The following is a 15,521-nucleotide window of genomic DNA, read 5'->3' as shown; positions in this document are numbered from 1 at the left end:
GTATGTTTTTCAAGTGAAGTGGTGATGATTGATAGTGAATATCATGGTTCTATTTTCATTGATTTGTTGAAAATAAAATTCTTCGTGATAAATATATTGGTATGGATATATTAAAAAGGAGAATAACTTATGGATGAGTTTCATATAATCAATAACTATTATAATAAATATGACAATTACTATTTAGCAATGATTCTAGAGATAGATATAGATGAACTGGTAGAAAAAACATTTAGCCTGAGTAAGGGTAAATATCAACTGGATTTGGCAATTAGGCATTATAAAAAATCTAAGTCTAAAAAAAATGCTGAGATAGTAAAATCTGCAAATACTGAATCGAAAATCGTAGCTAAAGAATTTGAAGAGTTGTTTGAACAATCGGTTCATATCAGCAACTATTCAAACGCCATTGCAGATCCCAACTTGATTGAGAAGATGACTGAAGAAATCGGTAGAGTCGTTATTGCGAATCGTGTTTATGGTGAATCACTTAGATTTGTTCTTGATGAAATTAGTGATGATAAAGACAAAATCAGCGAAGTAGATCAAGAGCTTAAAGCATTGAATTTAAGCTATGCTCACGCTAAATACTTAGTTGAAGCTGTTACAAGTGAAGACGTTCAAAGCTTTCGTAAAATCAGTAAGAGAATTGAAAATGATTTTACTTCACTTCCAATGATTCACGACACATCAACGTTAGAACAAGCATTGTTAAGCTGTTTAAAAAGCAGAAAATATATAATAGATTCACATCCTGATTTCAAACGTGTTCACCTAAGTTTTGATTTTCCTGAAATTTATTTAATTAAATTTGCAATTGCAAAAGCTCTTAAGTAATTTTTAATCAGAAACAAAAAAACCGCACTAGGCGGTTTTTTATTGCGAAGCATATAATACTCTTAAGAAGAATATGTATAAGAGTCAAAATCGCTCTTCTTCAATTTCGATAGGTCAAGACCGTGATCTACTTCTAATGTCTTTTTAGCATTGGAATTTTTTCGATACAAATCACCAGCAGATGTATTCAATGCTTTAGCTGCATTTCTAATCTTACCTGCATAAGCTTTATTATAGACAACAGCATAATTATTATCTTCTTCAAGAAGAACTACATCTTTATCTTTTAAAAGTTCAGTGCAAAAACCTTCTGCTTCAGCTTTTAATGCAACAATATCAACTAAGAAATATGACGGTCTGGATTTGCTTGGGGATTTTTGAGCAGATTTTTTACCTAAACGTTTAGTTAGTTCTTTTGAATTTTCGTCATTAATTTCACTGGCGTTACTAATTATCCAAGGCATTAGGGCATTAATCGTTAATCCAATTAGTGCTGAATCTTCCTCTTCAAGAATATTCTTCAACGTTTTTTCAATCTCTTCTTGACGTTCTAATTGTTCGATACGATCTTGAAGTTCTTTTTCTTGTTGTTTAATTCGTGCTTCATTTTCTTTTTGCTGTTGCTCTTTTAGTTTCTCAATTTCTTTTTTCTTATCAATTGACATGATCTTTACCTTATCGAATTAGTTACCACAAGTAATCTAAGACATAAGAAACATTGTGTCAAACATTCTAGTAAAGATTTGCAGAAAGCCAACATACATATGTTGGCTTTTATGTTTATACTGATAATCTTGAACTTCTCTTTCTACTTCGGTTTGGTTTAGATGATTCAGGTGAAGGTTGAGAATCTTTTTCAATCGAACGAAGCAGTTCATTTCTTTTTTCATCTCTGTCTAAAACGAGTTTTGAAGGTTTATCGAGTTCATTCATTTCTAGATCAAAATCTTGCTCTATAGCATGTTCAAAATCTAGATTTTCATCTTCAAACGTCAAATCCCAATCGTCAAATTCAAGCATTCTGTCTACATCAGAATTAGGATTAGGAGCTGGTAAAGCCAATGCTTCATGCTCTGGATCAGTAGGAGCAGGTAAAGAAGGAACTTCAATACGTTTCTTACCTAGAAACGGTAATTGTGGGAAATCAGGTTCTTCATCATCGTCAGGAGACACAGCATTCTGCTGTGTAGATTTATTTTCTGATTGAACCTTGTCATTCTTAACATCTTCATCTTGGTCATCGAGTTCTTCACCAAGCTTAAAAGAGTTTCGATTTTTAACCTCATCAATGATTGAAAGTAGTTCATCACGGTTGGGGCAACCTCTCGCAACTTTCAGCGTATCAATATCAAAATCATTATCATCAAGTGCTTTGATCAAGCCTTGTTTGAAATTGTCCATAAACTCAGGATTATCAACAGGAATGTCAGTGATCGGGTGCTTGCACGTTGAAAGACTATCAGAAATGACTTGAACTGATGGATTGAATCCACAATCTACACCTTTGTTTCTTCCTATAAGCGACTTTCTAACAGTGAAAGCCAACTCACCTTCAAGATAATATTTGTTTTTCTTCTTATCGTATTTTGAAAAAATACCTTCGTGCATTTCAGCAAGAAATTCTTTTCGAGTTTTCGACTTCTTGATCGTTTCGTCAATCTCTTCAATTGGTTTTTTCAATGCTTCTTTTGTATCTGGAAACATTGAGTTAATGAAATCAAAATCAAACATATTATCAATCATTGGTGATTGAATGGTTGGTGTGCCAAATTTCAATGATTCATTATCAATTACATCATCAAAATCAGCATCAATAATTTCTTTTTCTTCTAGCATAATATTCTCCTTGTTTTGTAATGCTTATTATCATTACTTACATATATTTACGAAAAATAAAGAGTAACGAAGATTCAGGAGATAAAACCTTTTTAGATAAACGAAAAAAAAGAAGAGCTATATAAATAATTCTTCTTCAATTTTTAACGTTTTACTTAACAAAAGATGATTTCATGAAGTTACACCATGCATCAATACGACCATTCATCATTTTTGGCAGCATTCTAAGCAATAGGAATACAGCTAAAAGTTCAAAGAGTAAGATGATTATATTCATTATCTGAGTGCCGAAATTACCATCAATCTTTATGATAATATCGTGGAGATATTGGAAGATGATTGTATATGAGAAAACGATTATTATTGGAGAAATCGCTTGTAAAATGAAGTTCATAAACAATGCATGTAAATCTATAATAAATTCATCATAAACTGATTCGATTCCATCCATGCCTCTAGAAAAACCATTTAAGAAGAACAGATTAAAAGCTATCGTTTGGTCGATAACTAACTTGTATGCTCTCAGTAGTGTAAACTTGAAAAACATCAATGGAATCATCAACGGAAGGCTGTAGAAAAAGAATCCAATACCAATTGCAACACTTCCAAGCCAGCTTAAGAACTTTATTGCTTCAAGCCCAAAGTATTGAAGAATCGCTGTAGTCGTCAACATTGTTGTAGCACCTACTGAACTGTAGTAAGGACTTGTTTTGAAGTAGTTATCGTAAGCGGAAGGAGCAATGATTGCTGTAACTGTTCCAACGGCAGAACCATATTTTTTAAGCTTATCAGAACTCATTTTGAACGCTTTGCCTTTCTTCTTGTTGAATGACATAAGCATTGCACCAGTTTTGAAGCTCACACCCCATTGAACAAGCCCTGTTCCTGCATCAATCATTTCTTCTGTTACTGAGTTACATTTATACCCACTTCTGATCTGATTAAATGCGTTGTAGCAAGATGTAAAACGATTAATCGGAGACATAATATCAGAACCAGCAACAGTGTTTACGATAGTGCCAAAATCAGGTTTTGGTATATCTGCTATATCAATCATCTGAAGGGGATGAAGAACTTCAAAGTTTTGCTTTTCGATGTTTCTAGTGAAATTTATAGAAAAGAGAGCGTCTTTATCTAAAGTCAGATCCTTATAACCAACACCTTTGACAGTTGTTTGTGTATGAAATCTACGCCTCATCACATCACCTGAAATGTCAACATAGCTTGAAACTACATCATTTATCGAATTCACTGGCGTAGTGATTAAACCAAGTTTCTTGTTGGTTTTTACATATGCTTTTTCAGCAATTTGAATCGCTTCAGCACAAGAAAAATACCCACCTGAAGAACATGTAGATTTTGCTTTTGCCTTAATATCATCAAAACTAAGCTCAAACACTGAATGACCAAATGGCATTGCATTCAAATCATTCAATACACCTTGACCGTTAAGGATTTCTTCAGAATCAAAGAATGGACTAGCATAATGCTTAACCAAGAAATTATGACTGGCGCATTGTGCTGCAACATCTAGATATGTGTTCATTACGATCATATCAGCCCCAGATAAATCATAATTATAAATATCAGAGCAATACTGCTTATAGTCTCCTTCTAGAACTGATTCGTTATGACCTAAATTCTGTGAATCAGTGAAATCACTTGAGAGAGATTTATCAGCAGAAAATTGAGCATTAGAGATGTTTTGAGCTACAAGATAGCTATGCTCAAAAAGAGACTGATAAAAATCTTGAATCATTTCTTTTTCGTTTAACGTTTCATCAATCGTTTCTGCTTTTTGGTTCATTATCGTATTGCTCATATTTGAGATGATGGTTTCTGAGCCTCCCATTTCAAATCTAGCGGTATAAGCATCATCCTTAAGGCTAACGTTCAGTTTCGTATCTAAAACGTCTTGTGGTGATTCAACGTTCTTTAAAAACACATGAGAAACATCTAGATAGTTATCCTTAAGAACTTTCGGATCTGGAAGTTGAATTGAATGAATAGTGATTTCTTCACTATCGAAAAAATCAATCAGCTTTTCACCTGATTCAACGACTTTTGCAAAAGCAGTCTGAATGATATATCTATAATTATTAATCTGTTCTGTATGACCTGAAGCCGTTTTATATTCATGAGTGTTATATGGAGAAGCTATGAATAAAACAAATGCCATAGCCATAAGTCTACTTCTAGTTCCTTTTGAAGCCCCTTCAGGCGATAGTGATTCTAATAGAAAAAGAACACAGAAAATTAATACAATGACAGGCACATAATCCAACAGGATTTGATTGAGAGATTGCGCTAGTGCTGCAAGTTGTGTTGGAGTATCTAACGACACGTAAGACGGATAAACTTCATCTGATATGCTTTGGAAGATGCTATGAACAATCCTGGTCATTGGTGCGTGAAGACTCTTCTGAGATAAGAGCATTCACAGCTTCAGACTGATAAGAAAAAATTAGAGTCGATACAATAGATAAGAAAAAATAGAATTTTTTGTTTGAATGAACATCAGTTAAAACTTTCTGTGTTGAGCTTGGAACACTTACTGTTGCTTCATTATCATTGCTAATGTTTTGCTTTAAATTTAATTCTAAAGTTTTTTTCTTTAAATTTGTTTTTAAAATATTATTTAAATTTTTTATTTTAACTTTTTTAATTCTATTCTTTCTATTTGCCGATTTGTTTTTTCTGATTTGTCTTTTTATCGACTTTCTACCATTTCTTTTCATAGCGTTAATTCCTTTGTGATAGTATCTTAATATCACGAATCAACATTATTTCAATTTAGATATATTCATGGGTAAAAAAAAGACCGTAAATACAGTCTTTTTATTTTAAGGTGAAGCGTTTTATTCTTTATCTTTTTGTTTCTGATTTGCCATTGTTTTTAAAGTTTTATTTGTGATCATTACTTTTGCAATAAACTTCTCACTTTCTTTTCTGTCAATGAATTCTTCTAAGTTGTTAAAACCATTCTGCATCACATTGTCAACCAATGGTTTAACTTCTTTCAAAATTGTTTTAAGTGAAATATATATTAATCCAAAAGTGATTATGATTGTTGTTATGATTTGAAAAACAGGTCCGATAAGACCTAGAATCATTGAGCTAGAATCAGAATCAAAGTTTGTATAACTTGAAATCGTTGGCATATATTTCATAATTAGTGCTCTAGCTATATTGTTTATTGGAAGTGTAATAGATAACGCCAATAAAAACATATATAGATATACAGTTGCATTGAAACTAAACATAACAACTTTTTTACTCATCTCTGTATCTTTCCAAGTCCAAATGAAAACAGAGTAAGAAATCAGTATAAAAAAAGGCAGAAGAAGGAGGTAGAAGGTAACAAACACTTCAGTAAATAGTAAAAATATTTTCTCATACTTGAATTGAAAATCAATGATGGTTGCTGATACTACAGCGATTACACCAGATCCAATCATCAAATTGCCAGTTTCGTTTATCGCTGAACCAATTCCATTACCAATACTTTTTAAATGTGATTTTTTCTTTTTCTTCTTACCTTTTTTGTAAGTTGAATTTTCTGAAGATTGTTTAGTTGATGCTTGAATCATCATACCACCTGCTTTAAGAGCAAAACCTGAACCAAATGCGAATGCTGAACCTGTTTTGAGGTTTTCACTTAGCTTTTGCACCTCTGGCACACCTTGAAAATCTTCTTGTTTTTCAGCGCAGGTTTCATCATCAGCACAAACAAATTTATCTAATGACTTAAAGATGTTTGTCATTGCATCAAGACCATTGTAGAACAGTGTTTCAGCATTCTTTGTTGAAACTAATTCTGTTCTGTCAAAATTGTAACGGCTTGAATCTGTAGCAATTTCGATTGCTTGTGAAGAGTAGCTACTTGGAGCAACACTTAGAGATACATCAATCTGATCAAAGATTGGATTTAAAAAGTAGTTGATGTGACCAGATGTATAAGCATGTAAATTAGACTCAACATTATCATCACCAGATGCATAGTTGGGTAAAGCTTTAGCGTAGCTAATATCAAGAACATCGTTTAATTCTGAATACATCGACAAGTAGCCGTTGGTATTCGTGTTTAGATAGTGATAAAAATCGCCTTGTGCGAAATAACCCTTGTTGATTATCGTTCCTACATCTTTTTCAAAACTGTAAAGGCTATCTACAATCTCAATGAACAGATCATCAATTGCAGCATAACCAGCGATCAAATCTTCTACAGAATCTTCAACTAAAGGATTGGTTTTATTTACCAATCTAACGATGTTTGTTTCAATTTCTTGTTTGTTATTATTATCATAAATTTTATTTGAAGTAGTTGCTGCTGAAAGAGTTCCATTCTCTTTATCGAAATTTACACAATCATATTGACTCATAAATGACGTTGTATCGAAATCTTCTAAATCGTTGATTGTCTCTTTTACTAATTCAGCGTTGGTGATACAGATAGATTCGTTGATGTTGTCGTATATAGCATCCGTTTTAGACAAAAATGACTGTAAATTGCTCGAATCAAAATCAATGTATTTTTGTGTCCCTGCCAGATAATCAGGGTTTTTACCTGCATCATATCCAAGCTCTACAGAACCGATAATAAAACCTTTTTTGTATTCAAGTAAGTAGATTATCGCAAGTTGCATCAATCTCAACTTTGCATTTTCTGTCATCAAATACTTTTCTTCATATGCTGTTTGAATCTCATTCCAAGATGATTCAAGTGTTTTATTTTTTATCGCATTGTGAGTAATACTATTGAAATTTACTTCTTCCATGATATTGAAAACGGCTGATGATATTTTCTTATTAGTCGCTGTAATTTCACCACAATCAGCAAGAAAGATTTTATGAATCAATCCATATTTGTTAATAGTATAAGAGATTTTTTTATTAGTTCTTTTTTCGTAATATTTGACGTATGGAACGTTCTTTTCATAGTAAAAATCAACAACATCTTTTTGAGAGGTAAGTTTGTTATAAATATATTCTTTTTCACCTTCTTCTGTTTTGATTTCTTCATAACTTAAATCAACACCGATTTGTTGACGTTCAAGCGTGTTTCTTTGATTGTTGTTAAGACATATTCCGATATGAATTAAAGCTCTAGCATCTTCTAGAAGTTCATTCTTACTGTAACTTTTAATTTGGGCTTTTTTCTGTTGGCTTTCAGTCAGTGATAATTTTACATTAGCTGTAAATAGGACTTGTGAAACAGCATTCAAGCTACCTGCAATACTTCTGGTAAAATGATTAGATGAAACAACATAATAAGTGAATGAAGAAATTATTATGAACATAGTAAGGCTAAAATAAACCTTGTGCGGCTTTCCTTCTTTCGCTCTTTGAATTGTTCTGTAAAGCCCTATTGGAACAATGATGAAAGTAGCGAAAACAAAAAGAGATAGAACAATATCAGCCACATACATTTGAATTTCGTAAAGCTTAGTTAGGTTGTTCTCAGCGTTGATTGCGTTGTTATTGAGCCTTGTTACTTCTGACTCAGATAAACCTCCGCTAGTATCATAGTATGGTGATGATTTAGCATCGAGAACATGAAAGTTTGTTTCTGTGAGAAATTTATTCTGATCTTTGCAAGACTTATAAGTTATCGTTACTTCTTCTGCTTTTTCAATGCAAGCATCATTGGTATGTTCAAAGCATCCTGATAAGCTTAAAAGCAAGATTGGTGTAATTATTAGTTTTAGTATGTTTCCCTTGTTTATTTTCATTGTTTTATTCCTTTGTGTTAATTATAGGAATATCACAATTTAGATATAATAAAAGAAGGGGAGGGGATATATTTTTTAAGTGAATTGATTTTTCTTTATACTAAAAGAAAAAACCACATCATTTGATGTGGAAAAACTTTTTTATTTAAGGAATAGTAATATGCTTACTTAATTATATTTATCATGTATAAAATTTAAATCAAGAGTGTTCTACTAATTTATTGTTTATCTATTATACAATTTAAACTTTCTATCATTGACAAGCACTTTCAGCATTCGATTGAGAGATTGAACTTGATAGTGTTATGTCGCCCCATCTGATTGCTCTACAAAAATTCGTATCTCTGTCAGGAAATGTAGTAATTTGAGGAAAGAAAGCTTCGTTGTCATTATTTGTAATGATCAATCCTGATTTTAAATTTGCAAATTTAGTTATGTTTGAAATATTGGTGTAAGAAATATCTATAGTCCCAGCGTTTTCTACATTTGAAATATCAAGTTCTGTTGCCGACATTGCTCCAAGAATATTTATGTTGTAGTTATTATAACTAAGTTTACTTAAATCAAATGACGTTATGTTTTGCATTCCTCTTAGAATTATTGTTGAACCTGCATATCTAAGATTTGATAAATCTAACGTTTCTAAAAATGGATGATCAATGATTATGTCTCCAAAAACGTATTGAATGTTTGGTAAGTTAAATTCAGGATTTACAGAACCTTCTCCTTCTCCTTCATTGGGCGCAGGAGTGCCACCTTCACCACCTTCACCGCCCCCCATTATGTCAATATTAATTGAATTGAGGTAATACGCTGGCACAGAGTCATAGCTCATTAAGCTTCTAATGTCTGAATTGTTGATAGAACAGCTTTGAGAGTTATAAACTAATCCTGTTCCAGAACCGTCTTGTGCTGCTGCTAACCATCCGTTATTCCAGTATTGACAAGAAGGAGCTTTCGCCCAAAGTGAAACTGTCTCACTTAAATCACCCGTTGCTGAAAGGGTAAATGAATCATTATCAGAACAACCTCCGCTGTTTAAGTATTCCCAATTTCCTGATTTTTTATCACCATCTAAAAGAACATCACAACCTTCTTCACTTACTATAATATCTGAATAATATAGCTCTGATTTAACGACTTCGTATGTGCCTTTGACGTTATCTTGAGTTACGTTCAATGCTGCGCTAGGTTCTGTATACATACCTTCTGGCGGTATTACGATTGCAACCCATTCTGCTTGAGCTTGGATTGTGAAAAGTGTTGATAAGAGTATTGCTGATTTGCATAAATTCATTTTTTAATTCCTTTTAATATTAAGTGTCCTTAATATATTTCTATCATTTCGTTTCTGATAGTAAAGAGACATGATTTTACAAATGATTCTATGTTTTTATGATGAAGGGTTTTTTTCTTTAGATTTAGAGGTTTCTTAAGGTATTATAATGTTAATGTTTCTTTTTAATATATCTGTTTAGGTATAATTATTAAATTGATTTTTTATGCTTCGCAAAGAAAAGACACTTTCTGAAAAAGTGCCTTTTTTAGTTTCTGAATGATTTAGTCATACTATCGCCTTGCGTTGATGGTTCAGTTTGAAGAAGACAAAGATTTATCTTCTCCAAAATCGAACTTAGTTTTAAACCTGTTCACGTTGTTTTCTCTCCTTTTCCTTTAGATTTAGATCTGTCTGTTTGATTACACATTGAATTATATATTGAGTATAAGAACCTTTAGCCAAACCTGAAGCTTTTAAATCATAGAAATCAGCTTCAAGTGATTCTGGTAGTGAAGTTATAAGTTTGTTGTTGCCCTTAGTTAGTGATCTATCACGTTCGATTTTGATAGGTTCTACGTTCTCGTTTTCTACTAGTGCTGCACCTTCTGAAGCTTTATCCATATCTTTTAGCATTTCTTCAATTGCATTTATATCTACTTTTTTCTTAGTCATTTTCTTTTTCCTTATGCGTTAATAATTGATTTGATTTCGTCTGCAAGTGCGTAAATTTCACTTACCGATTGATTGAGTTTCGGAGCAACGAATTTTTTTAGAGTAATAGTTTTGCCGTTAGCTTTATCAGTATCCATTTGCTGTTGTTCTTGAGCTTGTTTAGCTCGTATTGACTGAACACGTTTCAATTCATACTCAGGAATCGTTAAACCTTCTGAAGTAGCGGTTTCAAGCAATCCTTTCTTAAAGCTAATGGTAGAGTTAAGACGCACTAGGTTAGGACATTTGCTCGTTAAATTATCAAATTCAGATAGTGATGTTTTTGCGTGATGCACACGATTTACAAGAACATAAGCTTTTTTAGGTTTGTTTGTTTTTTCACTGATAGAAGTAAGCGTTGCGTTAACGTTCCTCAGCGTTGCCATTTCTTTAATAGAATCATTTATTGGTGTGATGATGATTGTTGCTACGCTCATCGCAGCCATAGTTAAAGCACTTTCATAACCGCCACAATCAATGATTATTTTCTTATCAGCATGCTTTTCAATAGCTTGTTTGAACTGTTCAATTGATGTGATATTTAGAAAATTAATTTTCCTATATCCATTTGCTGAACGTAATGCATTCGTTAATTCATATGTTCCGTAAGGATCAAGATTCAGTAAAAGCTCTCGCTCCATTGTAAACATTAATTGCTCGCAAGTTGTTGATTTTCCTGAACCGCCTTTTATTGATGCCACTGTTAGTATATCCATTTTAACTCCTTGTTGTGTTACATTTCGTTTATATAGTCAATGTTATCAGGACCTCTAAAGGTGTCAATGAAAAACATATATATATTATATAAGATGTATATTTATATTTTTTGAAGGTTTGTTTTTTGTGTAGATTCAAAGGTTTGTCAGGATGTTAGCTTTGGTGATATTTTTATGTTTATGGCGGTAGATTGAGAAATATATAAGGTATATAAGATGTATAAGGTATATAAGATGTATGAGATATATAAGACATATAAGATATATAAGGTATATAAGGTATATAAGGTATATAAGGTATATAAGGTATATAGGGTATATAAGATATATAAGATATATAAGATATATAAAAAAGACCTACTGCAAGGTTTTGATTGTTATGTTCTTGTTTTTAAATTCTACAAGTAAAGAATGTTGATTACTTTCTAAGTCGTTGAACCATTTTTTTGATAAGATTATTGAACTCGATAACTGCAAATGATTCTTATCTCTTTTGAAAATATTATGAGAAACCAATAATTCTATTTTATCTCTTAAAGCTCTGTTGTTCTTCAAACCGACTTCTTCACACATCTTGCCAAAACTACCATGACCATACGTGATATTGATTTTTCCTTTTTCATCAAACATTTGAATAACTTTTAATAGTGATTTGTCTCTCGCTGGCTTACCAATCCTTATCAGGTTGAGTAAGTCATTCAAGTAATCGTCAGAAGTGAATGAAGTAGAAACACTATAATCAGAATTTAGATCTGAATTAGAAATCGTCTTAATCGAATTTTCGTAATTAATGATGAAACTATTGAAACCTATGCCATTAGATGAAAATAGCGATTGATTCAACATCACGCCTGTTGCGCTTGTAGATGAGAAAATACCTGTATTAACACCAACTTTTTTAAACTGATTTAATGCTGTTGCTTGATCACTTGCGGTTGATTTCTGAGGTAAATAATCACGTATATCAGAGCTAGAAATAGAATGTTCGTGAACACAGTTGGATTCTATGAGTTTTCGCAGCACAGAGGCGAACTGAGGGCGTTTTGTGCCGAGTAGGGCGGTAAGCTTTACTATATAATTTTCTAGGTCGTTGTCTGTATCAGCGACAGATCTAATTATGTTTATCATCTTTGACTCCTTTTGTTGTTACTGTCAATGTATCAGTAAAAATACTTATGTAAATGAAAAGGAACAAAATAAAACATTGGAACGGTGAAAGGGTCTGTATTTAAAGAGTTTATCTACAATCTCTATTAACTAGATAGAACAAAAAAGTTTGTTAGAAATGGGGGCTTTTTGAAAGCTATGGATGAATCGTTCAAACTCGTTTTGATTCAGTGAATGTAAATCAAGCGTATCACCACAGATTAGATATTCATCACTTTCTGAATTTAGAACAGATACATGTAAGTCATACTTATCTGTTAGGGTGCTGTAAGCGTGGTTTAGACTATGCCTGACGGCTCTTTCTGAAAAGGTCGGGTTATCAAGTGATATTTCTTCTGCAAGGTCATATAGGCTTTCAGGGTCGTTTGAATGAAATGATTTTAAGTGATTTGTTTCAAAAGTAACATTATCAACAATTGTTACTTGTAGTTCTTCTAAGAACTCATGATCAAAAATAAATGTTTCATCAGTATAAAAGTTAAAACATTTGGCATTGGCTGATATTGTGATTTTGTTTATCATCTTACTCTCCTTTTTTGCAAGCAGAACATCCTTGTCTTACATCCTGTAAAATTAAATCCATTACCATATTTATGTTTGCAATGGTTATTTTTTTTATCATGTATTTTTCATTTGTAAATAAAAATATTTTTATGCTATATAAAAAGCCTTGTAACCAAGGCTTAAGAAAGTTCATTTATTATTATTTTAATAGTATCGTGTTGATGATTTGTTAGTTCTATAAAATCATTTGAATTTAATTTATTGTTTGAGCATATATCTATTATCACGTTGTCTTTTACAAAAACTAGCTCTTTCAAATCTTCTTTTATCTCAACTATTGAGCAGTATCCACAATCTAAGTAATATTTTATTGTTCTGTAAGTTTCTATCAATCTAATTCTTTGTTGTGCTAATGCTGATAAGATTTCAAGTAAGTCATCCATAAGTCATTCTCCTTTATCTATCTAATTCTGATTCAAATTTTTCAAACGTTGATGCTTGAATTATTTTTAACTCAGAATATTCAATATCTGACAAATTGTTTTTATCTTCTAAAACATTATTATTTTCATAAATGTCATTCCAGACAGAGTTTATCTGTTCTCTTTTTGACATTGGAAATGCTTGAATCATTGCTTTGTGCTTTTCTACTGAATTTAAGATTTGTGCTTCTTGTTCTGCTAATTTTGATTTAAGTAATTGTGCGTATTTCATTGTTAAGCTCCTTGTTTTTCTTTGATACTTATATCGTATATGGCCAATCTAATATGTAAATGAAAAGTGTCACAATGATTTTTGTTACGCTCATTTTTACTTGTAAAATGGGGATTTTTAAAATGGAATTATTTTTTCATTTCGGGAAAAATATCTTAAATATTCAAATGTATTAGGATTGTTGAAGGATGTTATTCATTGAATAGTTATTTTTTAATTAATTATTTTTGTTTTATTTAATTTGATTCTTCTTTGTATTATCGGTTTTTTCAATATATCTGTGTTGATATATTTGATTTATAATAAATGTATGTTGTTAATGTAAGTGAAGGATATAACAACAAAAGGAAATATATTATGGGTGCATCAGAAATTGAAAAATTTAGAAAGATAGAAAGAAAATATTTGATTCTAAAAGACAAGTATAAAAACAGAGTTTTTGAATTGAATGAGTATAAAGATGATTTATCAGAAGCGACAGAAAGTTTACTTGAATCAATTGAGAAGATAGAAAAACTAATGGATGAAAATGATACTTTAAAAAATGTAGTTACAGCTTATGAAGTAAGAGATAGTATGAATGTAGACTTGCAGCATCTTTCAGAAAAAGAAATGAAAAGTTTTATAGCTGATTTAGTCTACATCTTTAACACCAACGAACTTAATGTAAAAAATGACGCTGGCGTTATCGGTGAAAACATTATAGATATACTAATACAAGATATTCATCATAAGTATAAAATTGATGTTGATAGGAAACACATACATTAAAAAGAAAGCCCATACGGGCTTTTTTTATTTCTTAATGAATGCAGGAGTAAATGAATCAATATCAAAGTTTTCCATTTCTAAATGCTGATAGACATTATGAAGTATATTGATGCTCTTATGACCACTGATTTTAGCAAGAACGTTCAACGGAACACCTCTTTCTGCTAAGTTACTTAAGCAGTGTCTACGAAGATCATGATACCTAATATCACCAATACCTAGCTCTTTTCTAACTCTCTGCCAACCAGCGGTTACACTTCTTGAATTGAATGGGAATATCAAATCTGACTTTTCTGGGTCAGTTGATTTTTTCTGCCTTGCGATTATGTCTGCCGCATCACCAATCAAAGGTATTACTGAGTGTTTGTTTGCTTTTTCAGTCGGATCGGGATCTTTACGTTCACGAATGATTAAAGTCTTTTTCTCAAAATTAAAATCTTCCCACCGAACACTAGTGATTTCACTGATTCGCATTGCGGTAAGTAAAGATATATCGAGAATATCTAAATAGGGAATTATGGCACTTCGATGTTCTTGTCTTTCTTTCAAACCTTTTCTCATAATCTGAAGTTGTTCATCAGAAGGTCTATGATTTGTTCTTGGTTTGGATTTACCGATCAATCTATATTTAACAAGAAGTGGGATCGCTTCTTCATGATATTTTAAATTTGCATTAATTTTAAAGAAAGATTTTGCGCTTTGCATAACAGTATGCAAATAAGTTACGTCATGAAAAACGGTCTGCGGTTTTGGATTTGTATCTTCATTTCTTCTAAGTTTGCAATGCGCTATAATATCGTCAGCACGAAGATTACTAGCAAGAATTGCTGAAATAGGGTAATGAAGTAAAGCATTGAGAACATACATTTTTGTTCTACCAAGTGGTTCAATATCATCACTTAGATCATTAGGTTTTTTAGGTTCGTCAGGATCATGAAGTCTCAGATAGAGATCAATCAGTTCACCAACTGTTGCTTCTTTTAGATTCTCTTCCTCTCGAAATGTGCCAGCTTTTTTTCTGGCTTCTATCGCTTCCATTTCATTTCTGGTTTTCTCACCCCAGGTTTTTGCAAGCTTGCGAGTAGAAAATGAATCTTGTTTTTCAGCGATTTTTTTACCGTTTTTTGTAACTCTAACTTTAACTCTAAATTTAGAATTACCATTTGCCGATTTTCGCTCTTCTATACTAACTGATGCCATACCTTCACCTCTTATTAATTTGGGGTTATTTTGGGGTCAATCCAAAATTCTTGG

Annotated in this window: 15 protein-coding genes; 2 read left to right on the top strand and 13 right to left on the bottom strand. The window is 31.9% G+C overall.

Annotation, left to right across the window (positions count from 1 at the left end; all coding sequences use genetic code 11):
• The first annotated feature begins 129 nt into the window (after positions 1–129).
• Positions 130–837, top strand: coding sequence for a hypothetical protein (locus ACRRSX_RS18405; protein WP_432451754.1), 708 nt, complete (start codon positions 130–132; stop codon positions 835–837).
• 62 nt (positions 838–899) lie between these two features.
• On the opposite strand, the gene ACRRSX_RS18400 is transcribed toward ACRRSX_RS18405, so the two are convergent.
• From ACRRSX_RS18400 to ACRRSX_RS18345, 12 genes are all read right to left on the bottom strand, one after another.
• The gene (locus ACRRSX_RS18400) at positions 900–1,502 is read right to left on the bottom strand and encodes a hypothetical protein (protein ID WP_432451755.1); all 603 of its coding nucleotides are present in this window, start codon (positions 1,500–1,502) and stop codon (positions 900–902) included.
• A 115-nt stretch (positions 1,503–1,617) separates the two neighbouring features.
• Complete coding sequence (locus ACRRSX_RS18395; RefSeq protein ID WP_432451756.1) at positions 1,618–2,673, bottom strand: hypothetical protein; 1,056 nt, start codon at positions 2,671–2,673, stop codon at positions 1,618–1,620.
• Positions 2,674–2,824: 151 nt separating this feature from the next.
• Positions 2,825–5,077 (bottom strand): hypothetical protein, encoded by a 2,253-nt coding sequence (locus ACRRSX_RS18390; protein WP_432469665.1) that lies wholly within the window; start codon positions 5,075–5,077, stop codon positions 2,825–2,827.
• The gene (locus tag ACRRSX_RS18385) at positions 5,058–5,411 is read right to left on the bottom strand and encodes a hypothetical protein (protein WP_432451759.1); all 354 of its coding nucleotides are present in this window, start codon (positions 5,409–5,411) and stop codon (positions 5,058–5,060) included. The genes ACRRSX_RS18390 and ACRRSX_RS18385 overlap by 20 nt, the downstream gene beginning before the upstream one ends.
• Positions 5,412–5,531: 120 nt before the next feature.
• Positions 5,532–8,405, bottom strand: coding sequence for a hypothetical protein (locus ACRRSX_RS18380; protein ID WP_432451760.1), 2,874 nt, complete (start codon positions 8,403–8,405; stop codon positions 5,532–5,534).
• A gap of 253 nt (positions 8,406–8,658) precedes the next feature.
• On the bottom strand, positions 8,659–9,702 hold the full coding sequence (locus tag ACRRSX_RS18375; protein ID WP_432451761.1) for a hypothetical protein: 1,044 nt from the start codon (positions 9,700–9,702) through the stop codon (positions 8,659–8,661).
• A gap of 342 nt (positions 9,703–10,044) precedes the next feature.
• The gene (locus ACRRSX_RS18370; RefSeq protein ID WP_432451762.1) at positions 10,045–10,356 is read right to left on the bottom strand and encodes a hypothetical protein; all 312 of its coding nucleotides are present in this window, start codon (positions 10,354–10,356) and stop codon (positions 10,045–10,047) included.
• 11 nt (positions 10,357–10,367) lie between these two features.
• The gene (locus ACRRSX_RS18365) at positions 10,368–11,111 is read right to left on the bottom strand and encodes a ParA family protein (protein WP_432451763.1); all 744 of its coding nucleotides are present in this window, start codon (positions 11,109–11,111) and stop codon (positions 10,368–10,370) included.
• Between the two features lie 357 nt (positions 11,112–11,468).
• Complete coding sequence (locus tag ACRRSX_RS18360; protein ID WP_432451764.1) at positions 11,469–12,239, bottom strand: hypothetical protein; 771 nt, start codon at positions 12,237–12,239, stop codon at positions 11,469–11,471.
• Between the two features lie 129 nt (positions 12,240–12,368).
• Positions 12,369–12,800, bottom strand: a complete 432-nt coding sequence (locus ACRRSX_RS18355; protein ID WP_432451765.1) for a hypothetical protein — start codon at positions 12,798–12,800, stop codon at positions 12,369–12,371.
• Between the two features lie 161 nt (positions 12,801–12,961).
• A complete protein-coding gene (locus ACRRSX_RS18350) occupies positions 12,962–13,225 on the bottom strand; it encodes a hypothetical protein (protein WP_372317324.1) in 264 nt (87 codons plus the stop codon).
• 13 nt (positions 13,226–13,238) lie between these two features.
• Positions 13,239–13,496 (bottom strand): hypothetical protein, encoded by a 258-nt coding sequence (locus tag ACRRSX_RS18345; protein ID WP_432451766.1) that lies wholly within the window; start codon positions 13,494–13,496, stop codon positions 13,239–13,241.
• Between the two features lie 357 nt (positions 13,497–13,853).
• Between ACRRSX_RS18345 and ACRRSX_RS18340 the strand changes: the two genes are divergently transcribed.
• Positions 13,854–14,267, top strand: a complete 414-nt coding sequence (locus ACRRSX_RS18340; RefSeq protein ID WP_432451768.1) for a hypothetical protein — start codon at positions 13,854–13,856, stop codon at positions 14,265–14,267.
• A 24-nt stretch (positions 14,268–14,291) separates the two neighbouring features.
• Here ACRRSX_RS18340 and ACRRSX_RS18335 read toward each other — a convergent pair whose 3' ends face one another.
• Complete coding sequence (locus ACRRSX_RS18335; protein WP_432451769.1) at positions 14,292–15,467, bottom strand: tyrosine-type recombinase/integrase; 1,176 nt, start codon at positions 15,465–15,467, stop codon at positions 14,292–14,294.
• Positions 15,468–15,521 lie beyond the last annotated feature (54 nt).

It is taken from the genome of Agarivorans sp. QJM3NY_30, from assembly GCF_050870855.2.
Taxonomy (GTDB): Bacteria; Pseudomonadota; Gammaproteobacteria; order Enterobacterales; family Celerinatantimonadaceae; genus Agarivorans.
Note: the sequence above shows the minus strand (reverse complement) of the source record. Positions and strands in the feature narration are given on the sequence as shown.